Annotated in this window: 38 protein-coding genes and 1 pseudogene; 29 read left to right on the top strand and 10 right to left on the bottom strand. The window is 60.3% G+C overall.

The genetic code is table 11. From position 1 onward, the window contains the following. Positions 1-38 precede the first annotated feature (38 nt). The 10 genes from ACVWSC_RS17845 to ACVWSC_RS17800 form a co-directional block, all read right to left on the bottom strand. Positions 39-860 carry a DNA translocase FtsK gene (locus ACVWSC_RS17845; RefSeq protein WP_442108246.1) on the bottom strand — a complete coding sequence of 274 codons (822 nt, stop codon included), beginning with the start codon at positions 858-860 and terminating at the stop codon, positions 39-41. 9 nt (positions 861-869) lie between these two features. Then, positions 870-1,070: a hypothetical protein gene (locus tag ACVWSC_RS17840; protein WP_442108244.1), complete on the bottom strand. Its 201-nt coding sequence runs from the start codon at positions 1,068-1,070 to the stop codon at positions 870-872. Then, complete coding sequence (locus ACVWSC_RS17835; RefSeq protein ID WP_442108242.1) at positions 1,070-2,755, bottom strand: YqaJ viral recombinase family protein; 1,686 nt, start codon at positions 2,753-2,755, stop codon at positions 1,070-1,072. Before ACVWSC_RS17835 ends, ACVWSC_RS17840 begins: the two co-directional genes overlap by 1 nt. Further along, the gene (locus ACVWSC_RS17830) at positions 2,742-3,503 is read right to left on the bottom strand and encodes a recombinase family protein (RefSeq protein WP_442108240.1); all 762 of its coding nucleotides are present in this window, start codon (positions 3,501-3,503) and stop codon (positions 2,742-2,744) included. The genes ACVWSC_RS17835 and ACVWSC_RS17830 overlap by 14 nt, the downstream gene beginning before the upstream one ends. 123 nt (positions 3,504-3,626) lie before the next feature. Continuing rightward, on the bottom strand, positions 3,627-3,935 hold the full coding sequence (locus tag ACVWSC_RS17825; RefSeq protein WP_442108238.1) for a hypothetical protein: 309 nt from the start codon (positions 3,933-3,935) through the stop codon (positions 3,627-3,629). Between the two features lie 180 nt (positions 3,936-4,115). Further along, positions 4,116-4,271 carry a hypothetical protein gene (locus ACVWSC_RS17820; protein WP_442108236.1) on the bottom strand — a complete coding sequence of 52 codons (156 nt, stop codon included), beginning with the start codon at positions 4,269-4,271 and terminating at the stop codon, positions 4,116-4,118. Then, a complete protein-coding gene (locus ACVWSC_RS17815; protein ID WP_442108234.1) occupies positions 4,268-4,519 on the bottom strand; it encodes a hypothetical protein in 252 nt (83 codons plus the stop codon). Before ACVWSC_RS17815 ends, ACVWSC_RS17820 begins: the two co-directional genes overlap by 4 nt. A gap of 60 nt (positions 4,520-4,579) precedes the next feature. Continuing rightward, the gene (locus ACVWSC_RS17810) at positions 4,580-4,768 is read right to left on the bottom strand and encodes a hypothetical protein (protein ID WP_442108232.1); all 189 of its coding nucleotides are present in this window, start codon (positions 4,766-4,768) and stop codon (positions 4,580-4,582) included. A gap of 373 nt (positions 4,769-5,141) precedes the next feature. Next, positions 5,142-5,471 (bottom strand): Rap1a/Tai family immunity protein, encoded by a 330-nt coding sequence (locus ACVWSC_RS17805; RefSeq protein ID WP_442108230.1) that lies wholly within the window; start codon positions 5,469-5,471, stop codon positions 5,142-5,144. A 15-nt stretch (positions 5,472-5,486) separates the two neighbouring features. Continuing rightward, on the bottom strand, positions 5,487-6,173 hold the full coding sequence (locus ACVWSC_RS17800) for a helix-turn-helix domain-containing protein (protein ID WP_442108228.1): 687 nt from the start codon (positions 6,171-6,173) through the stop codon (positions 5,487-5,489). 117 nt (positions 6,174-6,290) lie between these two features. On the opposite strand from ACVWSC_RS17800, the gene ACVWSC_RS17795 reads away from it, so the two are divergent. From ACVWSC_RS17795 to ACVWSC_RS17655, 29 genes and pseudogenes are all read left to right on the top strand, one after another. Further along, the gene (locus ACVWSC_RS17795; protein ID WP_442108226.1) at positions 6,291-6,530 is read left to right on the top strand and encodes a helix-turn-helix domain-containing protein; all 240 of its coding nucleotides are present in this window, start codon (positions 6,291-6,293) and stop codon (positions 6,528-6,530) included. 53 nt (positions 6,531-6,583) lie between these two features. Then, positions 6,584-6,841, top strand: coding sequence for a CII family transcriptional regulator (locus tag ACVWSC_RS17790; protein WP_236043165.1), 258 nt, complete (start codon positions 6,584-6,586; stop codon positions 6,839-6,841). A gap of 96 nt (positions 6,842-6,937) precedes the next feature. After that, positions 6,938-7,507, top strand: a pseudogene (locus ACVWSC_RS17785) (DnaT-like ssDNA-binding domain-containing protein); the annotation flags it as partial. 73 nt (positions 7,508-7,580) lie between these two features. Beyond that, complete coding sequence (locus ACVWSC_RS17780; protein ID WP_442108223.1) at positions 7,581-8,333, top strand: hypothetical protein; 753 nt, start codon at positions 7,581-7,583, stop codon at positions 8,331-8,333. Next, a complete protein-coding gene (locus ACVWSC_RS17775; RefSeq protein ID WP_442108221.1) occupies positions 8,330-8,503 on the top strand; it encodes a hypothetical protein in 174 nt (57 codons plus the stop codon). The genes ACVWSC_RS17780 and ACVWSC_RS17775 overlap by 4 nt, the downstream gene beginning before the upstream one ends. Further along, positions 8,496-8,939: a RusA family crossover junction endodeoxyribonuclease gene (locus ACVWSC_RS17770; RefSeq protein ID WP_442108219.1), complete on the top strand. Its 444-nt coding sequence runs from the start codon at positions 8,496-8,498 to the stop codon at positions 8,937-8,939. The genes ACVWSC_RS17775 and ACVWSC_RS17770 overlap by 8 nt, the downstream gene beginning before the upstream one ends. A gap of 43 nt (positions 8,940-8,982) precedes the next feature. Continuing rightward, positions 8,983-9,612: a hypothetical protein gene (locus ACVWSC_RS17765; protein ID WP_442108217.1), complete on the top strand. Its 630-nt coding sequence runs from the start codon at positions 8,983-8,985 to the stop codon at positions 9,610-9,612. Continuing rightward, complete coding sequence (locus ACVWSC_RS17760; RefSeq protein ID WP_442108215.1) at positions 9,609-10,085, top strand: hypothetical protein; 477 nt, start codon at positions 9,609-9,611, stop codon at positions 10,083-10,085. The genes ACVWSC_RS17765 and ACVWSC_RS17760 overlap by 4 nt, the downstream gene beginning before the upstream one ends. Next, positions 10,033-10,527, top strand: a complete 495-nt coding sequence (gvpU, locus tag ACVWSC_RS17755; protein ID WP_442108213.1) for a gas vesicle accessory protein GvpU — start codon at positions 10,033-10,035, stop codon at positions 10,525-10,527. Before ACVWSC_RS17760 ends, gvpU begins: the two co-directional genes overlap by 53 nt. 161 nt (positions 10,528-10,688) lie before the next feature. Continuing rightward, a complete protein-coding gene (locus tag ACVWSC_RS17750) occupies positions 10,689-11,024 on the top strand; it encodes a phage holin, lambda family (RefSeq protein WP_442108211.1) in 336 nt (111 codons plus the stop codon). Then, entirely contained in the window at positions 11,021-11,443 is a 423-nt protein-coding gene (locus ACVWSC_RS17745) for a structural protein (RefSeq protein ID WP_442108209.1), read from the top strand. The genes ACVWSC_RS17750 and ACVWSC_RS17745 overlap by 4 nt, the downstream gene beginning before the upstream one ends. Further along, positions 11,440-11,667 (top strand): hypothetical protein, encoded by a 228-nt coding sequence (locus ACVWSC_RS17740; protein WP_442108207.1) that lies wholly within the window; start codon positions 11,440-11,442, stop codon positions 11,665-11,667. The genes ACVWSC_RS17745 and ACVWSC_RS17740 overlap by 4 nt, the downstream gene beginning before the upstream one ends. Positions 11,668-11,693: 26 nt before the next feature. Beyond that, positions 11,694-11,879: a hypothetical protein gene (locus ACVWSC_RS17735; RefSeq protein WP_442108206.1), complete on the top strand. Its 186-nt coding sequence runs from the start codon at positions 11,694-11,696 to the stop codon at positions 11,877-11,879. A gap of 9 nt (positions 11,880-11,888) precedes the next feature. Beyond that, on the top strand, positions 11,889-12,083 hold the full coding sequence (locus tag ACVWSC_RS17730; RefSeq protein WP_442108204.1) for a hypothetical protein: 195 nt from the start codon (positions 11,889-11,891) through the stop codon (positions 12,081-12,083). Further along, entirely contained in the window at positions 12,080-12,532 is a 453-nt protein-coding gene (locus ACVWSC_RS17725; RefSeq protein WP_442108202.1) for a lysis system i-spanin subunit Rz, read from the top strand. Before ACVWSC_RS17730 ends, ACVWSC_RS17725 begins: the two co-directional genes overlap by 4 nt. 10 nt (positions 12,533-12,542) lie before the next feature. Then, positions 12,543-13,031 carry a hypothetical protein gene (locus ACVWSC_RS17720; RefSeq protein WP_442108200.1) on the top strand — a complete coding sequence of 163 codons (489 nt, stop codon included), beginning with the start codon at positions 12,543-12,545 and terminating at the stop codon, positions 13,029-13,031. 2 nt (positions 13,032-13,033) lie between these two features. Continuing rightward, positions 13,034-13,288 (top strand): hypothetical protein, encoded by a 255-nt coding sequence (locus ACVWSC_RS17715; RefSeq protein WP_442108198.1) that lies wholly within the window; start codon positions 13,034-13,036, stop codon positions 13,286-13,288. A 7-nt stretch (positions 13,289-13,295) separates the two neighbouring features. Continuing rightward, positions 13,296-13,838, top strand: coding sequence for a terminase small subunit (locus ACVWSC_RS17710; protein WP_442108196.1), 543 nt, complete (start codon positions 13,296-13,298; stop codon positions 13,836-13,838). Continuing rightward, positions 13,816-15,315, top strand: a complete 1,500-nt coding sequence (locus ACVWSC_RS17705; protein WP_442108194.1) for a terminase — start codon at positions 13,816-13,818, stop codon at positions 15,313-15,315. The genes ACVWSC_RS17710 and ACVWSC_RS17705 overlap by 23 nt, the downstream gene beginning before the upstream one ends. An 11-nt stretch (positions 15,316-15,326) precedes the next feature. Next, on the top strand, positions 15,327-15,590 hold the full coding sequence (locus ACVWSC_RS17700; protein ID WP_442108192.1) for a hypothetical protein: 264 nt from the start codon (positions 15,327-15,329) through the stop codon (positions 15,588-15,590). A gap of 2 nt (positions 15,591-15,592) precedes the next feature. Continuing rightward, positions 15,593-17,287, top strand: a complete 1,695-nt coding sequence (locus ACVWSC_RS17695; protein ID WP_442108190.1) for a portal protein — start codon at positions 15,593-15,595, stop codon at positions 17,285-17,287. Continuing rightward, positions 17,288-17,587, top strand: coding sequence for a Bbp19 family protein (locus ACVWSC_RS17690; RefSeq protein ID WP_442108188.1), 300 nt, complete (start codon positions 17,288-17,290; stop codon positions 17,585-17,587). It abuts the gene before it with no gap. Between the two features lie 2 nt (positions 17,588-17,589). Then, entirely contained in the window at positions 17,590-17,973 is a 384-nt protein-coding gene (locus ACVWSC_RS17685; RefSeq protein WP_442108186.1) for a Gp49 family protein, read from the top strand. After that, positions 17,970-18,677 carry a hypothetical protein gene (locus ACVWSC_RS17680; RefSeq protein ID WP_442108184.1) on the top strand — a complete coding sequence of 236 codons (708 nt, stop codon included), beginning with the start codon at positions 17,970-17,972 and terminating at the stop codon, positions 18,675-18,677. Before ACVWSC_RS17685 ends, ACVWSC_RS17680 begins: the two co-directional genes overlap by 4 nt. Positions 18,678-18,687: 10 nt before the next feature. Further along, positions 18,688-19,680, top strand: coding sequence for a major capsid protein (locus ACVWSC_RS17675; RefSeq protein WP_442108182.1), 993 nt, complete (start codon positions 18,688-18,690; stop codon positions 19,678-19,680). 40 nt (positions 19,681-19,720) lie between these two features. Then, positions 19,721-20,167, top strand: a complete 447-nt coding sequence (locus ACVWSC_RS17670) for a Bbp16 family capsid cement protein (protein ID WP_442108181.1) — start codon at positions 19,721-19,723, stop codon at positions 20,165-20,167. A 9-nt stretch (positions 20,168-20,176) separates the two neighbouring features. Further along, a complete protein-coding gene (locus tag ACVWSC_RS17665) occupies positions 20,177-20,629 on the top strand; it encodes a hypothetical protein (protein ID WP_442108179.1) in 453 nt (150 codons plus the stop codon). A gap of 53 nt (positions 20,630-20,682) precedes the next feature. After that, positions 20,683-21,318 carry a phage connector family protein gene (locus tag ACVWSC_RS17660; protein WP_442108177.1) on the top strand — a complete coding sequence of 212 codons (636 nt, stop codon included), beginning with the start codon at positions 20,683-20,685 and terminating at the stop codon, positions 21,316-21,318. After that, positions 21,315-23,639, top strand: coding sequence for a phage tail protein (locus ACVWSC_RS17655; protein WP_442108175.1), 2,325 nt, complete (start codon positions 21,315-21,317; stop codon positions 23,637-23,639). The genes ACVWSC_RS17660 and ACVWSC_RS17655 overlap by 4 nt, the downstream gene beginning before the upstream one ends.

Raw genomic sequence — 23,639 nt, 5'->3', positions numbered from 1 at the left:
GGAGGCGCCTGTGGTGTTGCTGTAGGGAAGGTTGACTGTCAGGCAACCACTTGTTCGAGGGTGGCGATCACCTTGTAGCTGTGTTCAAGGGCCGACTCGCCTTCTTCTGCCACCTCGATCACCTGGTCATCGAGCAAGCGCAGCAGCAGGGTGGTTACCTGTTCGCTGCTCACCGCCAGGCGGCTCTGCACCCAGTGGGCCTTGAACGGCTTGCCGTTGGCTTTGAGCACGATCAGTTGCTTGGCGTCCTCGTAGTCGAAATCGCCGAACTCCTTGCTTACCGCGATATCAGCAGGGACCTGGTCGGTTTGTGGCGTCGGGGTTAAGTCAACGGGTTTGTCATCCAGCTCATTTTCCTGAAGTGGCGTGTTGCGACGGTCTCGATACATCGCCTCGGCAATGGCACCGGCGCTCAGAGGCAGCTCGCGCTGATCACGCTCGGCCTTGATGCCATCGGTACCTTCGGCGTAGTCGTTCGGGGCCAGCACCAGCAGAGCCAGCTTGCCCGACAGGTCGATCAGACCATGCCGGTTCGGGTCCTGGGCATCCACCGTGCCGGTAACGGTGATGTTCTTTTCCTTGAACTTAGAGTCGGCGATCTTGATAGGAATGGTGTCGACCGTGCGCGAGCTGATGATGCCGACGGCGGTGGTTACGACTTCCTCCGCCTGCTCGGTAAGACGGTCAATCACCTCTTGCTGGTCTTCTTCGTTCATGCGATTGAACGGCGCTTTCATGTTGCGCAGCTCGAAGATGGCGGCATCCACCATATCGCGCACCATCAATTGATGGGCTAGGACCATTGAAGGCACGCCATGCATCTTGGCGCGCTCGATAGCTTCGCGGTGTTCTACTTTCATGGGGTTTCCTCAAGACTTGGCGATCTGTTCCAGCTTTCGTTGCTGGTGAACGCTCAGAAGGGTGCGCGGGCCATGGCGCTTGAAGTTGGCCCGCATGTTGGTAACGAACTCGTCTTCCCAGGCGCCATCCGCGTGGAGCTCCGCGGCGGCGAGCAGTGAGGTGAATTCCTCAACCCGGTCGTACAGTTCCTCCACGGTCTGGCTGGCCATCACGCAGCAGCCTGGGTGGTTTGCACGCCATGGATGTGCTGGATAAGCGCAGTGCAGATGAGCGGGAAGTCACTGGCGCGGTACAGCTTGGCGCCGCCTTTGACCTCGGCCGGTAGGAAGCCCAGGGTGTGGAGGAATTCAGCAGTCAACGAGAAGCCCAGGCGGGCAACGATGTCGCCCAGCTTGATGCGCTGGCCGTCGTCGGCTGCTGGTTGCACTGCAGGTGTTGCACTGGTGATCGGCGTTGCTGCCGGCGCCGGATCAGGGCTATGGATCTGCTCGACCACCGGCTGCGGCTTGCTTTCTTCCTGCGCGACTGTTGCCTGGGCAGCCTGCTGTCGAGCTTGTTCGTCCTGCTGCCGCTGCTGTTCGGCTTGCTGGCGGGCCGCCTCGGTATCACGACGTTTTTGCTCTTCCTGTTCGTGCTCGTTGATGCGCACCTTGATCAGCGCAACCAGATCGTCGTTGGCCTTCAGCGCCAGTTCCTGGAAGTCGTGGAACAAGAACTTATGGTTGGCCGCCAGATCGTTCATGCTCGCCTGGTTGATGCGGATGCCGTCGGCAATCCGGCTGGCCTCGATCTTCGCCCGGGCCAGCTCTGCGTCGGCCGCCTCGTTCAGGCTGTCGATGGTGCGCTTGCCCTTGATAGCCTCGGCGAAATTGGCCGGGACCTTCGGCATGCGGATACGCCCGCCCAGCGTGCCGTCGATCTGATCAATGTGAGCCTGCAGGGCTTTGGCCGCGTCGATGACGATATCGGAGCGGATCTGGTCCTTGCGGGCAGCTACCAGCTTGCTCAGCTCCAACCGCTTGCGGCGGGTCTCGGCGGCAATGTCATCGATAGCCTTGAACAGCACGTCGATGCTTTCGGTCTGGCTCAGGGCATGTTCTTTGGCGGCCTTAAGCTTGTCTTCGACCTCGCCGCACCACTTCACGGTGGCATCGGCATCGGCGAAGTCCTTGTCGGTCGACAGCTGGGTGTTGATGTTGCCGATCACAGCCAGCGCGTGGGACTTGAAGGCGTCCAGGTTGCTTGCAGTGACCATGCCGGTGACGTCGATGCGCAGCGCGGGCAACTGATCCGGAGCGGCGCCGATGGCTTCGACCTTGGCTTCCTGTACTTCGAAGTTACCCAGGTCTTCTTCGAACTGAGCCCAGCCAGCAACCAGCTGTTCGCGTCGACCTGCAACAGGCAGGTACTCCAGGTGCTCGAAGTTGTCGCGGGTGCCGTCCGAGCAAACGAAAATCACACGTTCGGCGCCACTGACCAGCAGCTGCTGTTCCAACTGCCAGTAATAGTGCGGCTCCAGCTCGCCGGCACGGATCTGTGCGACAACCTTCTGGTTCCACAGCTTGTGTTCGAACAAGGTGTCACCCAGCATCGTGGCGCCGTCCATCGAGGCCAGCAAATTGCCGCTGGTGCCGACGATGGGGTAGAGCTCTTCGTCGATCATTTCCTCGACCAGAGGGCGGGCAAGTTCCTCTGTTGCGTGCCCACGGTCGAAAGCGGCCTGCTGCTGGGGCGTCACCTCCGGAACAATGCCGGTCTTCTTCATGGCCAGCAGTTCGTTGCGGGTCTGGTACTTCGAAGCGCCCATCATCGCGGGCGCCTCCGAAGCGGTGAAGTAGCTGGAGCGAAGGGCGTGCCACTCTGGCGTGCCCTGTTGGACGTTATGCACTTGCATCGGTGTGATCTCCTTCAATGGGCGCCAGAGCGTGGATACGCTCGACCTGTTCGGGGGTGACGGTGTACTTGCTGGTCAGGTTGGCCAGCAGGTGTTCAGGGCTGGTGCGGCCGTTGGCGATCATCGATCGCCACTTGTCCGCGTTCTCTTCCAGCTTGCTGTCGGTGTAGGCCGGCAGCTGCTTGGGCTCGTCGGCCTTGCGGGCGTGTGCTTGATTGAGCTCGCGCTCGGTCGGGATGTCCTGTACTTCCTCGGCAACAGGCATGCCGCGCAGCACATCTGGGAAGACGTCACGCAAGGCAAATGCTCGCGCACGCATCTGCCGCATACGCTTCGGGTACTGGCTCCAGGGGCCAGACTTGCCAGCCAGGCCGGCCAGCTTGGCGTCGGTCATGCTGAACGTGCGCACCTGCTCTTCCTCGCCGCGGCGCTTGGCCCGGCAGGTTGCCGTCTCACCGTCATCCGTCTCGGTGATGTACTCGCAAAGCGGCGAGCTGCGAGCCAGGGCGATAACCGCGTCACCCCAAAGGGAAGGACGGCCGTTGATGACGGCGATGCTCTGCATGGCCTGCATCGGCTGCAGCCCCAACTCCATGCCCCACTGAACCGCTACCAGGATGTTGGCTGGCTTGCGCTGGAAGTCCTTGGGGACAATGTCGGAATTGGCCAGGTAGTCGGCGAACTTCAACGCTTCGTCAAGGTTCTGCGGTGCCAAGCTGAAGGTTGGCTTGATCGTTAGATCAGTCATGGTTGTGGTCCTATCGAGTGATGAGGTCAGCCAACCCGATCAGCACCAGCCAACCGAACCAGCCAAGGAGGGAAGTGGAAGCGCCGCGCCAGATCAGCAGGCGGCGCCGGTGTTGGGCGGCGGTCATGGCGCAGGCAACTTGCCGTAGCCAGCTTTCTGCAGGCGGTCCATGACGATGCGTGCCTGCGCCGGGGTAACGACGGGAGTCACCAGGGCAACGTCGATCATTGCGCTCAATTCGGCTTCGATACGTTCCGCCTCAGCCTGCTCTGGCGTACGCACCATCCGGGCTTGGAAGCAGCAGCAGATCCCTTCTTCCTGGTGCTCGACGGCAACCATCCAGGTGCCACCGGTATCGAAGACCGCACAGAGCGTGCAGTTGGCGCCGATGAACTGCTCTGCCTCTGGCCAGATGGGGAGGCCGACTTTCACGATTCGCACCGTTGAGCCGAGTGGTGGGAGATTCATTTCGCTCATGGAAACCTCACAACAAGCATGTTTCGGCGGACCTCGATGCTGATTTGCCGAGGCAGATCGGTGACCAAGAAAAAGCCCTGCGATTGCAGGGCTCTGATCAGTCCGGGGATGGTGGGGGCGATGACCGCCCGGCATTTACTGGTCATAGCGGCGCTCCAACTGAATGCAGCGCTCATCAGAGCGCCAGTCACCGGCCTGGAACGGGTAGTCGTCCGGCTCGGCATCGTCTTCTTCGGGTTCAGGCTCGTCGTCCAGGTCGGGCAGGTCGAGCCACAGGTCGTGGGCGGTCACTGCCGCGTCACTCGTTCTATACGTTCCTGGCGCAGGGTGCGGGCGAGAACACTGAACCGCGCCATGTCGATGCGCATGTTCATCAGGTTGTGTTCTTCATGGCCGATATCGCCACGGGCCAGGGCATACGCCGCCATGCCAGCGGCGTAGCTGAGTTCGCTTTCGGTCGCCACCAGGTCAACCGGCGGCGTCTCCAGCACCTTGCGAACTCGTTCGTTGAAAAGGGGAAGGGCGGTCTGGTTGAACATGGTGGTTTCCTCTGTTGATTCCCCGTCTGGCCCTCGGTGGAAGGCCAGCCAGTGGAAGCGTCAGCCTTCGCGGCTCATCTGCTCGTGACTGGCATGCTCTTCGCTGCAGAACGGCAGGCACTCACTCATGGCGGCGCGCTTGCGCCGCACATGGTCGTAACCTTGGAAGTAGATGGTTCGGTAGATCGGCTTCTCCACCGGTTGGCGGCAGCGGGTGCATTTCACGGGTTCTTGTGGCTGTTGAGTCATGGGTGTTTCCTCCGGTTGATTTCCCGCTGCACCCGTAACCAGGTGCAGAAGTGAAATGTTCCGGTGCTGCTGCCGCCGCTGTTACACGCCACCTGCGGACTGGGCGATGACTTGGTTCGGGGGCCCTTGAGGCCCGACAGCCGACCACGCCATGCAGGCTGTCGGCTCTCGTTTATGCGGTGCTCGACGCTGCGCACCCGGGGTGAGGCTTCCCCTGTACCGAATAGGCTCGGCTCGCTGCCATGAATCTGCGTTATGCGCAGAACATGTTTGCATTATGCGCAGAAAACAATCTGCGTCAAGCGCAGAAAATTTCTTGCGGGTAAAAAAAAGCCCGCCAAATGGCGGGCTGGGCTCTGTGATTATTTGGGAGCTATGTGTTTTTACACTTCGGATGGGCCTTCTGCAGGGCCTCGGCAGTCAGCATCGCAGCATCTTCTGTCCATCTTTCCGGATTGTTTTTTAGAAATTTGGCAACGATCGCTGCGTTTTGACCATTTGTAGCCTTTGGGGAGCAGTAAAGAACGCCATTGGTGGCGCTTGCTACGCCTGAAACGAATCCGAGGTACATACCGCTTGCCCAGGAGGCAGTATCACTCTCATATTCTGGCAGCCATTGCATCAGGTCGTTCCCAGTTGCCGACCAAGCCTGCCCGGTTATAAGTGCAGCAACAGCTGCGGTCGCTAGAACTATTTTTTTCATTTTTCACCCAGACCTTCAGAGTCCTGTCATCTTCGTGTCGATTACGCGCCCGATGAACCTGCAATTTCCGTTGATTTCCATGGTGCGGTAAGCCGGGTTCAATGGGCGTAGGTATTTGACCCCAGCGTCTTCAACATACTGTTTGAAAGTCTTTTCGCCGCTATCAAGCATCTCAGCGACGTAGTATTTACCGCTGATCAGATCGGCCTCAGGTTTCACCAGGATATGTGAACCTTCGGGGAAACTTGGGTTTCCTGCACAGGTCATTGAGTCGCCACGTACGGTTAACCAGAAGCCATGAGTGCCGGCGTTTTCTGTTGAGACCAGCCACTCATCAGCTTGACCAGGAGTAAAGTTGTCAGGCGACTCTGCCCATTCCCCAGCGGTTACCCAACTGATAAGTGGGTACTTTCTCAGTATCCCTACCTTCTGTATGAAATCCTCTACGTTTGAGTCTTGTTGGCTGTTGAGGTACTCAATCGCACTTAACAAGAAACCACCTGACCCAGCAGAAGGGTCGGCGACTGTTACCGTCAAATCCAGCGCAGCCATGATTTTGCTGAGTAGTTCTCGGCTTACACCCTGCTTACCACGCTCCAGGCGCGACAGGTTGCCAGTGTCGGTATCGACCTGATTGGCGAGTGCTTCAAGCGTCAGACCCTTGGCCTTTCGCGCTTCTCTAATGCGTTGTCCTATATCCATTCAATGATTCTCTGTTCTTGCTGCGCAGGACGCAAAGCGCGTTGCGCAGATTTTCCTTGCATGAAATCTGCGCAATGCGCAGAATTGATTTGAGTCCATCCTCAAAAGGCAAATGCCATGTCCCCGCTGAAAAGAGCACGACTGTCCCGCAAGTGGACGCTGGCTGATGTAACGGCCCGCGTTGCTGCGTTGGGCGACCGCCTCGATTCGGGAAACCTTTCCCGGGTTGAGCGCGGCGAACAAAAGGCATCTACGGCACTAGCTGAAAAGCTGGTTCAGGTATTCGAAGGCGACCTGACCGAGATCCACATCCTGTACCCGGAGCGCTTTGCCGGGGCAGAAGACGTGGCGGCTTGATCATGTCGACGCCCTCATTAAGCCCGGAGCAGGTCTCAAGGTCCCGCAAGAACATGGCCGTTCTCATGCAGCGGCTTGCATCGGTCGGGAATGGCCCGGTAGCGCTTGCAGTCGGTTGCGATGAGGCAACCATCAGCCGCATGAAGCCGGAGAAGTTCCAGCAATTCGCAGAGATCCTTGCAGTGCTTGACCTGAAGATCGTCCCCATGGAGATGCGTTGCTTCAACCAGCGCGACATCGAGGCGATCCTGCACCAGGCCAAGCGCTGGATGGAGCATGTGCAGCACGTCGACCAGCTGGACGAGGAATAGGCCGTGCCTGCCTTCCAGATCAATGACGACGAGTGGGGCGCCCTGGCCGAGGAACCGGTCGAGACGTTCAAGCTGTATTGCGCAATCCGTCGGGTCATGGATTTTCGGACTGGCATCGCCGGTAAATCACGTAGAATTAGCGAGCAGATGCTGCGCGAGGTTCTCTACGTCGCCCCTTTGCCTGGCCGTCACGCGCCGCCAGAAGTCACCCGGCAGAAGGTTCGATCCCTTCTCAAGCGTCTTGAAACAATCGGCGTGACAAAGTCGATTGGCCCGCTGGTTTTCGAGCTTCCGCTCGCTTCATGGGATGGTCCGTCCAAAACAGGAGCAACCAAGGAGCAACCAGAGGAACAACCGCAGGAACAACCACCGTCAGAATCTCCAGAAGCCACGTATAACGGGGCTTTCAGCTGTCCAGAAACTGGAGCAGCAACCGCAGGAGAATCAGCCGAACCCGAGAGGAACAACCTACCTCCGGTATCCGGTAAAAGCCCTACTACTCTCTCCGCGCGCGGCTACTTCGAAATGCACGATGGCTGGCAGCCTGCTCCCAAGACTTGGGGGGCAACGGCGCTACGCAATGCCATCCCCACAGCCGTCCCCGAAGACACCCTCAACGAATTCCGCTCGTACTGGATCGCACGCCCCGACAAGGAGCAGTCGCAGGCCCAGTGGGAGCACCAACTCGCCCAGTCCCTGAAACACCACATTCGCCAGGCACAAGCCGGGGGGTACTCCCATGGATCAGCACCAGGATCTTCCAAAGCAGAAGCCCATCAACAACGCGCCAATGGTGGCAACGGTGATGGCCAAAGCGATCGATACCAGCGCCAAGATCGTTCAGCACCCGGCCGCGTCCGTGCAGCAATCGCTGAGCGACAGCAACGAGAGCAAGCTGCCGCAGCCGCTGCTGGACAAGCTCTGGCTGAAGATGTCGGAGATGTACGGGCACCGCTGGACGTCGAGTTTCGGCGAATCAGCTGACCAGGAGCACAGCTGGGCGAAGATCTTGGGTGGACTCACTGGCCGTCAGCTCGCCGGTGGCCTGCAGCAATTACTCGATCGAGCAGCTGAATTCGACTGGCCGCCACCCGCGAACGTCTTCCGCGCCATGTGCCTGCACGTCCAGGGTTTGCCACACGTTGACCAGGCCTGGACCGAAGCCCTAATAGGCAAGTACAGCCACGAAGCTGTGAAGGTCGCCGCCGAAGCAACCGGTACTTTCGACCTCAGAGGTGCCAAGCACAGCGACAAGTCCCTGCGCCAACGCTTCGAACGCAATTACGCCATCGTCCAGCGTCGCGCCCAGAACGCCCAGCCGCTCGACGGGAAGATCAGCCAGCGCATCGGGCATGACAGTGGCATGAAAGCCCAGCTGGCTCGCTCCCACCAGGAAGCACGCGACCTTATCACTGCCCAAGGCCTGCCAACTGACCCACAACAGGCCCGCAAGCTACTGCTGGCCAAGCTCGGCATCCGGAGGCCGGCATGAACTACGAACCGCAACAGCGCCCGGCACACGGTTTTCAGCCGTTCTCCCGAGCTTCGATGTCGATCTTCTGCGACGTCTGCAGCAAGCCGCGCAACAAGGGCGACCACGGAAAGTGCGCCAAGACCCGCCAAGCAGCGGGATTCATCATTCAGGAGAAGCGCCGTGGATAACCTCGATGTCGTCAAATTCACTGTCCCCGGCGAACCGCAGGGCAAAGGGCGCCCGCGAATCGGCAAGGTTGGGCAGCACTCACGCATGTTCACGCCACAGAAGACCGTGGCCTATGAGGGCCTGATAGCCATGTTGGCCCAGAACGCTATGCAGGGCAGGGAAGTGATCACCCGTCCGGTGATGCTCGAAATGCTGATGGAGCATCCAATCCGCCCATCTTGGACCAAGAGGAAACAGGCCCAGGCACTGGCCGGCGAAATTCTGCCCACCGTGAAGTGCGATGCCGACAACTGCATCAAGGCTGTGTGTGACGCGCTCAATGGTGTCGTTTGGCGCGATGACGTGCAGGTGGTGAAGCTTTTCCTGACCAAGAAATTTGCTGCAGTCCCAGGTGTCACCGTGCGAGTTGTACCGCTCGAACAGGGGGCCGCGTGAACTGCAACACAACGAACTACGCAGAACTACGCAAGGGGGCAGTATGAAACTTGGAAGCGCGCGCCTTGCTTGGCACGATTGTTACTACACGCCCTGGGACAGCGTCATGCACCACGGGCTGGAGGGGGCGAAGCTCGCCAAGCGAGGGTACGTGGCGAACGAAACCCGGCCAGAGCGATGGGATAACCTTGGCAAGATCGCCCACATGGCCCTGGCAGGGAGGGTGCAGGACGCCATCGCAAGTCTGCCGCAGGATTACCAGCAGTTCGGTCACCACCTGTACGCTCCCGTGATTACCACTGAAGTGTCAAACAACTGGGAGGAGGTTGCTCTGGTCAAGTTGGCTGGCCACGTCCACGTTGAGCTGGAGCGGCGGGGTGATAAACGAAGCTGCAGGCCTTACAGCCGCGAATGGTGGGTTGCCCGTGGTGTATTGGTACGGTACCGGCATATGGTGCAGGGCGGCATGGGCGCCAGCCCCGATCCAATGGCGAACCCATGGGTGTTTCGGGGCTGGCTGGCTGATAACCACGGTCTGGAGCTCGACAGCCGCAATTGGGCCAGGCAGTGGGGCTGGCTGGTACAGCTGATGTTTGACCAGGCTGGTATGATCGATCGCATGTGCTTGCGTCCAGTTGGGCGTGTTCTGATCGAGGAAAGGGTGGCGGCGTGAAAGACGACAGACTCAGGATTCCGATGGATTTGGGTTATGCGCACGCTCTTGGCGTTGCGATGTATGCATTCAGTGGACTTGAGTGGAATGTGATTTGGTGTTGCGAGCGCTTACAGCCAAACTCAATCTACAAGTTGGCTGAGTTGACTTCAGGCGTGGTCAAGAAGCGTTTCCGTAAGCTGGCGACAGAGGTTGCCGATGACGCTCTGCGCGAAAGATTGCTTCAGGCTGCAGACAGGTTCGATCCGCTAGTGGATCTGCGAAACGATTTTGTTCACGGTAGGCCGATGACAGATACAGACGGCGGTCAGCGGGTAAGCGGTCAGCATGGCCCGTGGACTATCCAGCGCCTTGAAGACACCGCAGATGAGTTCACCGCATGCTCCAGCGTTTTCAACGCTTTTCTTCACGGAGCTCTGAATGAACTTTCGTTACGAACATCTTTGGTGCAGAGCGGAGAGCTGGAGGCATAGTGAAATTTGGCATGTGGTGGAGGCAATGGGCTACCATCCGCGACTCATCAACTTAGTATGGATAGGGATCATGCAAGACCCAATACTGAAAATGCTTGTCAGCTTGGCCAACTCCGCTGGAGTAGAAACTGGAATTACATTGCACACCTCGACTGGTGTTATCTCTGGAATGACTATTTCCCAGAAGAACTATTTCGAAGAAATCGCTAATGGCTTTGCAAACGCTTGGCCTGGTGGGCCAAATGAAGATATTCGCACTTCGTTCTTGTCCATTGGCGGGGCGGCCGATGAACATGACGAGCTCACCAATGAGTTTATTCATTTGAAAGATGCTCGAGTTGTTAGCGCCGGTGGTTTTCTGCCGAGTTCTGGAGAAGGTGCTTACTGGAGAGGGAAGGTCGAATCTGTAACCGGCTTCCACTTAGGTTCGTATAAGCCTTGACATAAATGTGCGGGTTTCGGCATGATTTCCCCACGTTGCGAAATTGCGCACCGAACCTAGAAACCCGCCATTGAGCGGGTTTTTTGTTGCCCGCGAATTCATCTCAGACCCCGCCATCGAGCGGGGTTTGTCGTTTCTGCCCCTGAGAGGGGATATCGAGAATGCCAAACATGCCAGACAAACCAGATACCTGGGCGGTGCTGCTCGCTTGGCTGAGCCAGCACTCCCCCCTGCTGTACGCGGCAGGCCTTTCATGCGCGATGGCCGTCCTTCGGATCGCCTATGGCGGTGGCACTCGTCGGCAGATGTTCGTCGAGGGCGCTATCTGTGGCGGTCTGACCGTGACGATCATCAGCGGCTTCGAATTCTTCGGCCTGCCGCAAAGCATGGCCGGCTTCGTTGGTGGATGGGTTGGTCTCTTGGGCGTGGAGAAGGTTCGTGCCATTGCTGATCGCGTGACCGACTTCAAGCTGCCGAGCAAGGGGACTGGCCAATGAGCACTCCACGCGGCGTCCGCAACAACAACCCCGGCAACATCGATTACAGCCCGGCCAACAAGTGGAATGGCCAGCTGGGGCTGGAAGAGGGTGTGGCCAAGCCACGCTTTGCCCGCTTCGACACCCCCGAGAACGGCATCCGTGCCCTGGGCAAGCTGCTCCAGACCTACCAGCGCGTCTACGGGCTGAACACCGTGGCCAAGATCATCAGCCGGTGGGCGCCGTCCAACGAGAACGACACGGCCGCCTACGTGCGCTCTGTCGAGCGCCGCATCGGGTCAGCGCCGGGCGCCAAGATCCAGCTGACCGACCCAGTAACGCTCAAGGGATTTGTGGTTGCGATCATCATCCATGAGAACGCCGGCAACCCGTACAGCGACGCCGTGGTCAGCGAAGGCGTGCGGCGGGCTCTGGCGTGACCCGCAAGCAGCCGTACACGCCGTGCAAGCTGTATGTCGATGGCGCCGATGGCATCGCTGTCGGTGACTACATCACCACCGCCGCCGGGTCTGCGTACCTGGTGCAGACGCTCCGGATGAACCGCAACCGGCCGAAGCGCAAGCACATGGACTGCCTGCGCTGGCCAATAGCCGAGATACCCGCTGACGCACGCTGCTACCAGATGACCTGGTATGCGCGATGAGCTCCACAACCACCGAGGAAATCCCCATGTCCCCGATCATGAAGTACTTCGAGTTCGCCTATCTTCCGCCGCACCTGCAGGAAGTCAGCAAGCCTATTGGCGAGCTGGCGCAATTGATGGACGAGCAACTGCCTGATGGTGCCGAGAAGTCCGCCGGCCTGCGCAAGCTGCTGGAAGCCAAGGACTGCTTGGTCCGCGCGAAACTGAGCTGAGGACTCCCCATGAACACCATCTGCCTGGGCCGTTTGTTCATCGCGAAGTGCGGCCAGGCGGCCGGTGCTCCGCTTGTAGAGCGCGGTATCACCAATGAGCGTGGCGATCTTGGTGGTCGTCGTGGCGCTTGCTTGGTCTTCCGGTCGTTGTTCGGCAAGAGAAGGCCATGCAATGCCATCGCCATTGGTTGGTGGCGTAAGTGACCAACTACCTGGTGGCCGGCCTTGTCGCTTGCGGTGTGATCATCTACGTCGGCTGGCAGAAGATCGAGCGCCAGTCCTTGGCCCTGAACCAGGCCAACCAGCAGGTGGCAACCCTGGAAGCCGCCGCCGAATCCCGCCGCAACACTATCAAGCTGCTGGCCGACCTCGACACCCAACACACCCAGGAGCGCGAACGTGCGAACCAGACCAATGCCGATCTGCGTGCTTCTGTCGCTGCTGGCCAGCGCCGGCTGTCAGTCCTCGCCACCAGCTGCAGCCCCTCAGGATCTGCCACCGCCACCAGCGTGGGCCATGCAGAAGCGCGAGCCGAACTTGACCCAGCGACTGCTGAACGAATTGTCCGAATCGCCAACGACGGCGACGACGCCATCCGAGCTCTGAACGCGCTGCAAGACTACGTGGGCCGGGCCTGCTCCGGCATCAAGTGAGGGTAAGGCCATGACTGACGTGATCGCCGACGAGAAATTCAGACTCTCACTGCTCGGCAAGATCTGGCTGGCGGATCACAGTTGGTCCCTCACTGCAGGTGCCCAGCTCGACTTTAGCTTCGTGATTGGACAACGCGATGTGATCGCACTGTCGCGGAACTACTTCACGCTCAGCACCAGCATTACCGTTGAGCTCTATGAGGCCAGCTTCACAGGCGGCATTCAGATGCACACCATCAATCGTCGCCTCGCGTCGAGCGGCGATCCGAAGCCAACTCAGTTCTATTACGGCGTTACGCCAGGAGCACTGGGCAGCAAGATCACTGGCTTCGTGTCTGAGGCTACATCCAGCAACCGAGTTGGCAAGGATGGCGAGAAAGAACCGTTTGTGCACACAGCACAAGCCACTTATGTGCTGCGCGTAATCAACAGCGGGTCTGGAAATCAGCCATTCACACTCTCGGTCGAGTACCGGGAAAAGATTCCTTACGAGTACTGATCATGACCGTTACCTATGAAGTGAAAGACCCGGATGGACAGGTACACCGCATCGGGGCCCTGACCCATGTCCTCGACTCGAATGGACTGACCCTTTATGCAACCGCCGGTGTGGTGGTGGCGATCTTCCCCAAATTCGCCTGGATGCGTCAGGTGCAGGCTGTTGTGACGGAGACCACTACCGACAGTAGCGTCACCGATGCCGGTGAAGCCACCACCAGCGGCGAGGTTGTAGCCCCGGCCGCCACCGGCGAGTAATCCATCTATGGCCATGACCGTAAAGCGCCATCGGTTCGTGGCCGAGTACCTGAAAGACCTGAACGCCACCCAGGCGGCGATCAGGGCCGGGTATGCGACGAAGGGGGCCAAGGACCAGGCCTACGCGCTGATGCAGATCCCAGAGGTTGCCCAGGCCATCGAGAAGGCCATGAGCGAGCGCAACAAGCGCTTGAAGGTCGACGCCGACTACGTGCTGCAACGGCTCGTAGAGATAGACCAGCTGGACCTGCTGGACATTCTGGAGGATGACCTTTCCCTCAAGCCGCTCAAGCAGTGGCCCAAGGCCTGGCGCCAGTACCTGGTCGGTTTCGACCTCGCTGAGATGTTCGAAGGCCAGGGCAAGGACCGGGACATGGTCGGCATCCTCAAGAAGATCAAGTGGCCCGACAAGGTCCGCAACCTTGAGCTGCTGGGCAAGCACGTGAACGTGAACGCCTTCAAGGAGCAGGTCGAGGTCAACGTCACCGGCCTGGCGGACCGGATGGCCAAGGCAAAGGCGCGCGTCCGTGAACGTACCGGCCGAGATTGACTACGAGCAGCAGCTCGTTGAGGACATCCTGAGCTTTGCCGATGATCCGCTGGGCTACGTGCTCTATGCGTTCCCCTGGGGCGAGGAAGGCACGGAGTTGGCCAACAAGTCAGGGCCTCGGGAGTGGCAGTGCCAGGTGCTGGACTCCATCGGCCAGCAGGTCAGGGCAGGTGCCAAGGATCTGGGCGAAGTCATCCGCGAGGCTGTAGCCAGCGGCCACGGTATCGGCAAGTCGGCACTGGTGTCGTGGATCATCAAGTGGGCCCTGGACACCGCCATCGATACACGCGGTGTGGTCACGGCCAACACCGAGAGCCAGCTGCGCACCAAGACCTGGCCCGAGGTGGCCAAGTGGAACCGGCTTTCGATCACTGCCCACTGGTTCAAGCTGACCGGTACCGCGCTGATCAGCACCGACCCAGGCCACGAAAAGAACTGGCGTATCGACGCCGTGCCATGGTCGGACACCAACACCGAGGCGTTCGCCGGCCTGCACAACGAAGGTAAGCGCATCCTGCTCATCTTCGACGAGGCATCGGCCATCGCCGACCTGGTGTGGGAAGTGGCAGAGGGCGCCCTGACGGACGCCGACACCGAAATCATCTGGGCTGCCTTCGGCAACCCAACCCGTAACAGCGGTCGCTTCCGTGAGTGCTTCACGAAGTTCAAGCACCGCTGGCGGCACCGCCAGGTCGACAGCCGCACCGTCGACGGCACAAACAAGACGCAGATCGCCAAGTGGATCGCCGACTACGGCGAGGACAGCGACTTCGTCCGTATCCGCGTACGCGGCATGTTCCCGAGGGCTTCCGACTTGCAGCTGATCCCAACCGACTGGGTGGCCGAGGCCATGCGGCGCGAAGCCGTGTTTGGCATGGACGATGCCCTGGTGTGCGGTATCGACATCGCCCGCGGCGGCATGGACAACAACGTAATCCGCTTTCGGCGCGGCATGGATGCCAGGAGCATCAAGCCAATCAAGATCCCTGGGAGCGAGACGCGAGATACCACCAAGTTCATCGCCCGGGTATGCACCGAAGTGGTGGAGCGTAAACCTGATGCAGTGTTCGTCGACTCTACGGGTGTCGGCGGGCCAGTGGCTGACCAGCTTCGACGCCTGCTACCTGGCGTGATGATCATCGACGTGAACTTCGCGAGCCAAGCACCAGACCGGCACTACTCGAACATGCGGACCTGGATCTGGTGGCGTATGCGTGAGGCGATCAAGTCTGGCTTGGCGATCGAGAGCGACACCGAGCTCGAAACCGAGCTCACCAGCCCTGAGTACGACCACAACGCGTCGGACCAGCTTGCGCTGGAGAAGAAGAAAGACATCAAGAAACGTTTGGGCATAAGCCCGGACGACGGTGATGCCTTGGCCCTGACCTTCACCATGCCGGTGATGAAGGCCCAGTACCAGAGCAATGGTGGAATAAACGGTAGCCACCAATCCCATTACGACCCATTTCACAGCTGAGGACTTACCCCATGGGCGGAGCAGTCAAAAGTGTGGCCAACGTCGCCACGCTAGGCCTTGCAGGCAAGGTATTAGGCGATTCCTTCGAAACACCGAAGACCGATACCACTACCGCTGAGCAGGTTGACACCAACGATGTGTCAACAGCAGATGCTGAGGGTCTGGCGGCAGACAAACGCCGCCGCGCCAAGGCTGCCGGAATTACGTCGACCATCTTGGGTGGAGCAAATGCAACCGCCGCACCGACCACCACCAAGACCTTGCTGGGGCAATAACCATGGCCATCGACAGCCCACGCAAGCTGGCCGAGAAGCGGCTGTCAGCGCTGAAGAACGAGCGTTCTTCCTGGGATACCAACGCCAAGGAAATTTCGGACTTCATCTTACCCATGCGCTCCCGGGTGATGTGCGACGACACCAACCGTGGCGACCGCCGCAATAACAAGATCATCAACAATCGGGCCACGATGGCCAGTCGAACTACCGCATCGGGGATGATGAGTGGCATAACGTCGCCGGCTCGGCCGTGGTTCAACTTGGCGCCCGTGGCCAGGGCGATCATGGAGTTCGGCCCGGTTAAGTCCTGGTTCTACGAGTGCACCCAGCGCATGCGCGACGTGTTCTTGCGCTCAAACCTGTATCAAGTTCTGCCGACCTGTTACCAGGAGATGGCCACCTTCGGAACCGGCTGCATCTGGGTGGATGAGCACCCGGATACCGTTATCCGCTGTGAAGCTTTCACGTGGGGCGAGTATTACTTGTCCAACGGCGCCGACGGGCGGGCGGCAGCCATTTACCGAGAGTTCAAGTGGACAGTGAACCAGCTGGTTGAGAAATTCGGCGTTGAGTCGCTGAGCCCAGCTTCGAAGTCCATGTACGAGAACAACAACGGCGACCAGTTCATCAACTGTGCCCAGCGGGTCGAGTTGAACATGAACGCCAACCCTGATCGCGCTGGCAGTCGGAACCTGCCGTTCTCGGCGCTGACTTGGGAGACAGGTGCCCCTGGTGACATGGTGCTGGAAGACCGCGGCTATCACGAGTTCCCGGCTATGGCTGTCCGGTGGGAGTCGATGCCTGGGGACGCATACGGCACTGGCCCTGGACGCATCTGCTTGGGTGACGTGAAGGCCCTGCAGCTGTACGAGCGCCAGGCTGCCCGCATGACCGAGACTGGCGCAAACCCGCCGCTGCAGGCCCCGGCTGAACTCAAGGGGCAACCCAGCAGCACCATCCCTGGCGGGGTGACATACGTTCAAATGGTCGGCACTCAGAACCAGATGTCGCCCATCTACCAGCCAAATGCTGCTTGGTTGTCGCCCATCCAGGCGAAGATCCAGGAGCACGAAGGTCGGATCAACGAAGCGTTCTTCGTCGACCTGTTCCTGATGGTCAGCCAGCTCGACACAGTGCGCACCGCCACCGAGATTGCCGCGCGGAAGGAAGAGAAGATGCTGATGCTCGGCCCCGTGCTCGAGCGCATCAACGACGAACTGCTTGACCCGCTGATCGACCGCACTTTCAACATCATGCTGCGCCAGTCGATCCCGATCTGGGCCGGCATCATAGATGGCGACCCTTTGCTGCCACCGCCACCCCAGGAGCTGATCGAGGCCAACAGCGAGATCCAGGCCGAGTACGTGTCGATCCTGGCTCAGGCCCAGAAGTCACAGAACGTGCTGGGGCTGGAGCGGTTCGCCACTCTGGCCGGCAACCTGTCAGGAGCATTCCCGGAGGTGCTGGACAAGGTCAACTCCGACCAGCTCATCGAGGAGTACGCCGACGCCATTGGCGTGGTTCCAACCGTCGTCCGCGGGGCCGACGAAGTTGCCGCCATCCGCGAGCAGCGCGCCCAGCAGCAACAAGCTGCGCAAGCCCAGCAGGCCATGGGTGCAGCCATCCAAGGGGCCAAGCTCCTGTCCGAAACCGAAGTCACCCCGGACAACGTCCTGGGCCAGATGCTGGGGGCCTAAATGTTCGAAGACGCCGAGATCCTGCAGCAGCGGGAGGACGCCGCACGCCTGGAGCAAGAGCAGGCCGCCCAGGACTTCAAGTGGCTGATGGCAGATCCCCGTGGCCGGCGCCTGACCTGGAAACAGCTTGAGGCTGCCCGCGTGTTCCACCCGGTCTACGACCCGAAACCTATCCCGATGGCCTTCAGCGAAGGCAAGCGGCAGCACGGCCTGTATCTGCTGCAGCGCATCAACACCCTGTGCCCGCACCTGTACCAGGTGATGGTCGCGGAAAACACCACGGTCAATAGCGAGGAATGACCATGAACGACAAAGCAATCGAGCACGAAATTCAGGCAAAAGGACTCAATGCGCCGCGCATCCGTCCAGCTGATATCGAACTGAATATCGAAAGCGAGTGGTACATCAACGGCGCCACAGGCGTTGTGCCAAACGATGTTCAGCCGCCAGTACCTGCCGATCACCCATTACACCTGCTGACATTTTGCGTCCTGGTATTGCGCAACGGCTTCACCGTGACCGGCGAAAGCGCCTGTGCCAGCCCGGAGAACTTTGACGCCGAGATCGGTCGTCGAATCGCCCGCGAGAACGCCGTTGCCAAGGTCTGGCCGCTGATGGGCTACGAACTGCGCAGCAAGCTGTCTGCCCGAGCTGAGTTTGGCCAAACCGAAGGCGGTGAAGCATGAGCTACTTCATCCATGGCCGTCTCGGCCACTTCCTCATGAACGAAGCCGGCGCCGATGGCGTCCAGGGAGGTGGTGCAGCTGCTGCTCAGGCTACTGGCGAGCCGCAAAGCAACATCCTTGGAGGCGATCAGGGCGCCCAAGGCCAGCAGCAACAGCAGGCTGGCGATGCCAATCAGCAAGCCCAGGAAAGCCAGCAGCAGGGCCAGAAGCAGGAGGGTGAGGGCGATCAGGCGCAGAAGCCGGTGGTGCCTGAGGCCTACGCCTTCAAGGACCTACCAGAAGGCTATGCAATGTCCGATCAGCAGTTGGCCGAGGTAAGCCCGCTGTTCAAGGAGCTGGGCCTCACCCAAGAGCAGGCAGACAAGCTGGTTGCCTTCGACGCCAAGCGCGCCCTGGCTGCTGAGCAAGCCGGCCTTGAGCAGCGCCAAGGCCTTGTCACCGGCTGGGAGAAGTCCCTGCGCGAGGACGCAGCATTCGGCGGCGCCAACTTCGACGCCAACGTAGGCGTTGCCCAGAAAGCCCTGGCCCAGTTCGGTACCCCCGAGCTGAGCACCATGCTCAAGGAGTCCGGGCTGGGCTCCCACCCCGAAGTTGTTCGGCTCTTCCACCGGATCGGCCAGCAGTTGGCCGAGGGCCAGCTGCATAGCGGTTCCGGCAACAACACCCGTAAGTCCAACGAAGAAGTCTTCTACGGAAAATCCTGAGGAGTAAACCATGGCCGTTATCGCCAACACTGCGCTGACGCTGGCCGACTGGGCCAAGCGCCAGGATCCGGACAGCAAGCCGGCGCGCATCATCGAGATGCTGAACCAGACCAACGAAATTCTGACCGACATGCTGTGGTTGGAAGGTAACCTGGCGACCGGCCACCGCACCACCGCGCGTACTGGCCTGCCTTCCGGTACTTGGCGTGCACTGAACGCCGGTATTGCTCGCGGCAAGTCCACCACTGTGCAGGTTGATGAAACCTGCGCTCTGCTGGAAAACCTCGGCGTCGTCGACGAGAAGCTGGCAGACCTGAACGGCAACACCGCTGCTTTCCGCCTGTCCGAGAACGCCGCATTTATCGAGGGCATGAACCAGGACATGGCTAGCGCCTTGTTCTACTCCAACAGCGCGTTGGAGCCTGCCAAGCCTCTGGGCCTGGCCCCGCGCTACAGCGACAGCACGGCGAAGAACGGGCAGAACATCATCAAGATGGGCGGTTCGGGCTCCGATAACACATCGGTGTGGCTGGTGGTGTGGGGCGATCAGACCGTGCACGGGATCTTCCCGAAGGGTTCGAAAGCTGGCCTGGACCACAACGACATGGGCGTAGAACTCGTGGACGATGGCACCGGCAAGTTCTTCCGTGCCTACCGCGACCACTACAAGTGGGAGACCGGTGCTGCCCTGCGCGACTGGCGCTACGCCGTTCGCATTTGCAACATCGACATCAGCGACTTGGTGGCCGACACCAACGGCAGCACGGTGAAGCTGATCGAGGCGATGGTGCGTGCTGTGCACCGCATCCCGAACCTGCGCATGGGCCGCGCCGCGTTCTACATGAACCGGACCATCGCCGAATGTCTCGACATCCAGGCAATGAACAAGAACAACGTGCGGCTCAAGATCCAGGAATACGACGGTGAGTGGATCACCAGCCTGCGCGGGGTTCCGTTCCGTACCTGTGACGCCCTGCTTAACACTGAGTCGCCGGTCGTCTGACCGGCAATTTCCAGCCAAACCCATTCTCCGGAGAAATCCCATGATCACCGACAAGCTGAATATGTTCAGCGGGTTGACTGGCCAGGCAGTCACCGCGACGGCGGCATCGACCGACGTTCTCGACCTCGGCCCACTGACCCACGGCAACACCCGCCGCGACATCGGCGCCGGCGAGCCGCTGTATTTGGTCATCGCCGTTCTGGTTGCTGCCGCTGCCGCTGGTGCTGCAACCGTGAACTTCCAGTTGCAGACCAGTGACGACAACGCCACCTGGGTCACTTTGTTCGACTCGGGTGTCACCGCACTTGCTGACATGGCTGCTGGCAAGCGTCCGGTTGCTGTAGCAGTCCCGCGCGGTGTCCGTCGTTACCTGCGGGTGAACTACACCGTTGGCACCGGCCCGCTCACTGCTGGCACCTTCTGGGCCGGCCTGGTGAAGGATGTGCAGGACACTGCCACCTACGCCAGCGGCTTCACCATCGTTTAAGGAGCGACCATGAAAGTTATCGCACTTGAACGCGGCTACTACGGCGGGAAGATTCAGGATCCGCCAGAGGCTGGCGGCCAGCCGTTCGATATTCAAAGCGAGAGCCACCTGGGCAAATGGATGCAGCCGCAGGGCTGGACGCCATCCAGCTCAACCAAGCCTGTGGCTGGCACCAACACCGGCGGCCAGGGTGGTGGGGGTCCTCAGCCAGCCTTCACCGTCAAGCACAACGGGGGTGGCCGCCACATCGTCATCGATGCCAGTGGCAAGAAGGTCGGCGATTTCGTTGGGGCCAACAAGGAAGAGGCCCAAGCCGAAGCTGATCGCCTGATCGCTGGGGGCGAGCCGTACGTGAAGCCTGTCGACACCACCAGCACCAACACCGGCGGCCAGGGTGGTGGGGCAGATGGCGGCGACAGTGGCGGCAACTCGGACGATGACGACGACGGCCCGGACGCCTGAGTCAGCAACCCACCAAGGGCCCTTAGGGGCCCTTTTCATGGAGCCAGCAACCAATGTCATCAGTCATTGATGTGTGCAACATGGCGCTCTTCCGCATCGGTAACAGCATCCGCATCGATGACTTGGAGGAAAACAGCACCGCCGCCCGGATCTGCAAGCAGTTCTACGAAAGTTGCCGGGACTTTGTGCTGCGCGCTGACTGTGATTGGGGGTTCGTCACTGCCTTTGCCCAGTTGGCCGAGGTAGCCGATAACCCGAACCCCGAATACCCCTACGCGTACGCCGTGCCGAACGACTGCATGCGGGTGCGCCGCATCGTCAACCCGGTCTTTCCGCAGGGCGTATGGCCGGCGGGCATGGACTGCCAGATTCCGAAGATCCCCCGCATCCCGTTCCGGATCATCAACGGGGCCAGCCAGCGCCTGATCAGCACTAACGCTTCACCGGCCACCCTTGAGTACACGCTGAAAGTCGAGTCTCCGGAAATGTTCGACCCGATCTTCGTGTCGGCGCTGTCCTGGTACTTGGCCAGCCAGATCGCTGCACCGCTGGCGAAGGATGCCGGTATCGCCTCTGCCTGCGCTGCTGAGTACAAGGCCGAAGTGCTGACCGCTGCGGCGGCAGCGCTCAACGAGGGCGTCACGCAGTACCAGCGAGAATCCATCTTCATCACGGGGCGCGGCGCATGAGCGAAGTCATTCAGCCGTCCTTCAGCGCTGGCGAGGTCGCGCCGGCCACCTATGCACGGGTTGACCTGGCCCGCTATTACACGGCTCTCAAGACTTGCCGCAACTTTGTTGTGCTGCCGGAGGGTGGATCACAGAACCGTTCTGGCACGCGTTTCATCACCGAGGTGAAGAACAGCGCGGCCCGCACCAGGCTGATCCCGTTCCAGTTCTCGACCGAGCAGACATACATCCTGGAGTTCGGCAATCTGTACATCCGCTTCATCAGCATGGGCGGCCAGGTGGTGAGTGGCGCGGTTCCGTACGAGATCGTGTCCCCGTACACCACGGCGCAGCTGCCAGACCTCAAGTTCACCCAGTCGGCTGATGTACTTACCATCGTTCACCCAAGTCACCCGCCACGTGAGCTGGCGCGCCTGGCGCCCACCAACTGGACGCTCACAGCCATTACGTTCGAGCCGGGAATTGCAGCACCTACTGGCCTTGCCGCCACGCCACGTACGGGTGGTTCCGGTGATACCACCGAGTACCAATACAAGATCACGGCGGTCAGCAGCATCTCGGAAGGTTCCGTCGAGTCTTGGGCCAGCAACACAGCCACGGTGAACAGCTTCGACGACAAGCCCGGGGCAACCCTGTCCTGGACAGCTGTTACCGGCGCCGACCACTACAACGTGTACAAGAACAAGTCGTCTGGCGTGTTCGGCTTCATTGGGCAGTCGGCCGGTACCACCTTCAACGACATCAACATCACGCCCGAGACGGACAACACCGTACCGATTGGCTACAACCCGTTCGCTGATGGCAACAACCCTTCGGTAGTCGGCTATTACCAGCAGCGCATGGCCTTTGCGGCGAGCGTTGCCAACCCGCAGACCGTGTGGATGTCGCGCACCGGAGACTTCCACAACTTCGGCTACTCCGACCCCAACAAGGACGACGACGGTATCGAGTTCGTCATTGCCAGCCGGCAGGTCAACCAGATCCGCCACCTGGTGTCGTTGCGCGAGCTGCTGGCCATGACCTCGGGTGCCGAAATCGCCATTACCGGCTCCAGCGAGTCCGGCATCACACCGGCCAACGTGTCGGCGGTGGAACAGAGCTACTTCGGCTCCAGCGACGTGATTCCGGCTATCTACGCCAACACGGCGCTGTACATCCAGGCTCGGGGCGGCAAGCTGTCGACGCTGGCCTACAACTACGTTTCAGACGGATTTCAGCCGCAGGACGTGAGCGTGCTTTCATCGCACCTGCTGCGCGGCTACACGATTCAGGACCAGGCCTTTGCCCTGGCGCCTAATGGCGTGCTGTGGATGGCCCGCAACGATGGCATGCTGCTTGGCTTCACCTTTCTGCCGGATCAGCAGGTATACGGCTGGAGCTGGCACGATACAGACGGTGACGTCGAGTCTGTAGCCAGCGTGCCAGAGGATGATGAGGATGCGCTGTACCTGATCGTGAAGCGAGTTATCAACGGCGTAACGAAGCGCTACATCGAGCGCATGGCCACGCGACAGCTGACCAAGTTCGGTACCGGCGACTTCTGGTTTGACCGGGCTTTCTTCGTGGATTGCGGACTCACCTACGACGGGCGCCGTTCCGGTACCGCAGTTCTCTCCGGTGGTACCGACTGGCAATTCCCCAACCTGCTGACCCTGGCTGTTGGTACCGCCACCTTTAATGCCGGCATGGTCGATCGCAGCGTGATCATGTACGGCGGCGGGGCTGAAACCAGCATTGGCGAGATCCTTACGGTACGGATCACGGCCTACATCTCGCCGACCGTGGTAACTGTTGAGCCTCAGACCGTTGTGCCACAGTCTCTGCGTGGCATTCCTGCCACCCGCTGGGGTGTGGCTGCAACGACCGTCAGCGGGCTCGGCCACCTGGAGGGCAAGACCGTCAGCATGCTGGGTGACGGCAACGTCATTCCCCAGCAGGTGGTTACTGGCGGCACTGTAGCCCTAGACAGCCCAACCTTGGTGGTGCACATCGGCCTGCCGATCACTGGCGACTTTGAAACCCTGGACATCACCCTCCAGAACAATCAGTCGTTCCTAGGCAACAAGAAGCGCAATAACCAGTTGGTGGTGCTGTGCCAGGAAAGCCGGGGCATCTTCGCCGGCCCGGATGCAGATCATCTGGACGAGTTCAAGCAGCGTGCCGGCGAGAACTACGGGGAGCCGATCGAGCTGCTGACCGGCCGGGCTGAAATGGAGGTCCCGTGCCAATGGGATTCCTTCGGGCGGCTGTTCATTCGCCAGTCCGACCCCCTGCCACTGACCATTCTGGGGGTAATGCCCAATGTCCAGGCCGGTGGCTGA

This window comes from Pseudomonas sp. NUPR-002, assembly GCF_056322725.1.
The sequence above is the reverse complement of the archived record's forward strand: the minus strand, read 5'-3'. Positions and strand labels throughout refer to the sequence as shown.

Coding starts and splice junctions, on each gene's coding strand:
- ACVWSC_RS17805 (WP_442108230.1), bottom strand. CDS start 5,471: ATGAAAAAAATAGTTCTAGCGACCGCAGCTGTTGCTGCACTTATAACC.
- ACVWSC_RS17840 (WP_442108244.1), bottom strand. CDS start 1,070: ATGGCCAGCCAGACCGTGGAGGAACTGTACGACCGGGTTGAGGAATTC.
- gvpU (WP_442108213.1), top strand. CDS start 10,033: ATGAACTTTCGTTACGAACATCTTTGGTGCAGAGCGGAGAGCTGGAGG.
- ACVWSC_RS17790 (WP_236043165.1), top strand. CDS start 6,584: ATGGCCGTTCTCATGCAGCGGCTTGCATCGGTCGGGAATGGCCCGGTA.
- ACVWSC_RS17780 (WP_442108223.1), top strand. CDS start 7,581: ATGGATCAGCACCAGGATCTTCCAAAGCAGAAGCCCATCAACAACGCG.
- ACVWSC_RS17655 (WP_442108175.1), top strand. CDS start 21,315: ATGAGCGAAGTCATTCAGCCGTCCTTCAGCGCTGGCGAGGTCGCGCCG.
- ACVWSC_RS17750 (WP_442108211.1), top strand. CDS start 10,689: ATGCCAAACATGCCAGACAAACCAGATACCTGGGCGGTGCTGCTCGCT.
- ACVWSC_RS17710 (WP_442108196.1), top strand. CDS start 13,296: ATGGCCATGACCGTAAAGCGCCATCGGTTCGTGGCCGAGTACCTGAAA.
- ACVWSC_RS17660 (WP_442108177.1), top strand. CDS start 20,683: ATGTCATCAGTCATTGATGTGTGCAACATGGCGCTCTTCCGCATCGGT.
- ACVWSC_RS17670 (WP_442108181.1), top strand. CDS start 19,721: ATGATCACCGACAAGCTGAATATGTTCAGCGGGTTGACTGGCCAGGCA.
- ACVWSC_RS17700 (WP_442108192.1), top strand. CDS start 15,327: ATGGGCGGAGCAGTCAAAAGTGTGGCCAACGTCGCCACGCTAGGCCTT.
- ACVWSC_RS17795 (WP_442108226.1), top strand. CDS start 6,291: ATGTCCCCGCTGAAAAGAGCACGACTGTCCCGCAAGTGGACGCTGGCT.
- ACVWSC_RS17765 (WP_442108217.1), top strand. CDS start 8,983: ATGAAACTTGGAAGCGCGCGCCTTGCTTGGCACGATTGTTACTACACG.
- ACVWSC_RS17845 (WP_442108246.1), bottom strand. CDS start 860: ATGAAAGTAGAACACCGCGAAGCTATCGAGCGCGCCAAGATGCATGGC.
- ACVWSC_RS17815 (WP_442108234.1), bottom strand. CDS start 4,519: ATGTTCAACCAGACCGCCCTTCCCCTTTTCAACGAACGAGTTCGCAAG.
- ACVWSC_RS17665 (WP_442108179.1), top strand. CDS start 20,177: ATGAAAGTTATCGCACTTGAACGCGGCTACTACGGCGGGAAGATTCAG.
- ACVWSC_RS17810 (WP_442108232.1), bottom strand. CDS start 4,768: ATGACTCAACAGCCACAAGAACCCGTGAAATGCACCCGCTGCCGCCAA.
- ACVWSC_RS17730 (WP_442108204.1), top strand. CDS start 11,889: ATGAACACCATCTGCCTGGGCCGTTTGTTCATCGCGAAGTGCGGCCAG.
- ACVWSC_RS17695 (WP_442108190.1), top strand. CDS start 15,593: ATGGCCATCGACAGCCCACGCAAGCTGGCCGAGAAGCGGCTGTCAGCG.
- ACVWSC_RS17715 (WP_442108198.1), top strand. CDS start 13,034: ATGACCGTTACCTATGAAGTGAAAGACCCGGATGGACAGGTACACCGC.
- ACVWSC_RS17830 (WP_442108240.1), bottom strand. CDS start 3,503: ATGACTGATCTAACGATCAAGCCAACCTTCAGCTTGGCACCGCAGAAC.
- ACVWSC_RS17745 (WP_442108209.1), top strand. CDS start 11,021: ATGAGCACTCCACGCGGCGTCCGCAACAACAACCCCGGCAACATCGAT.
- ACVWSC_RS17690 (WP_442108188.1), top strand. CDS start 17,288: ATGTTCGAAGACGCCGAGATCCTGCAGCAGCGGGAGGACGCCGCACGC.
- ACVWSC_RS17720 (WP_442108200.1), top strand. CDS start 12,543: ATGACTGACGTGATCGCCGACGAGAAATTCAGACTCTCACTGCTCGGC.
- ACVWSC_RS17775 (WP_442108221.1), top strand. CDS start 8,330: ATGAACTACGAACCGCAACAGCGCCCGGCACACGGTTTTCAGCCGTTC.
- ACVWSC_RS17685 (WP_442108186.1), top strand. CDS start 17,590: ATGAACGACAAAGCAATCGAGCACGAAATTCAGGCAAAAGGACTCAAT.
- ACVWSC_RS17835 (WP_442108242.1), bottom strand. CDS start 2,755: ATGCAAGTGCATAACGTCCAACAGGGCACGCCAGAGTGGCACGCCCTT.
- ACVWSC_RS17680 (WP_442108184.1), top strand. CDS start 17,970: ATGAGCTACTTCATCCATGGCCGTCTCGGCCACTTCCTCATGAACGAA.
- ACVWSC_RS17735 (WP_442108206.1), top strand. CDS start 11,694: ATGTCCCCGATCATGAAGTACTTCGAGTTCGCCTATCTTCCGCCGCAC.
- ACVWSC_RS17675 (WP_442108182.1), top strand. CDS start 18,688: ATGGCCGTTATCGCCAACACTGCGCTGACGCTGGCCGACTGGGCCAAG.
- ACVWSC_RS17800 (WP_442108228.1), bottom strand. CDS start 6,173: ATGGATATAGGACAACGCATTAGAGAAGCGCGAAAGGCCAAGGGTCTG.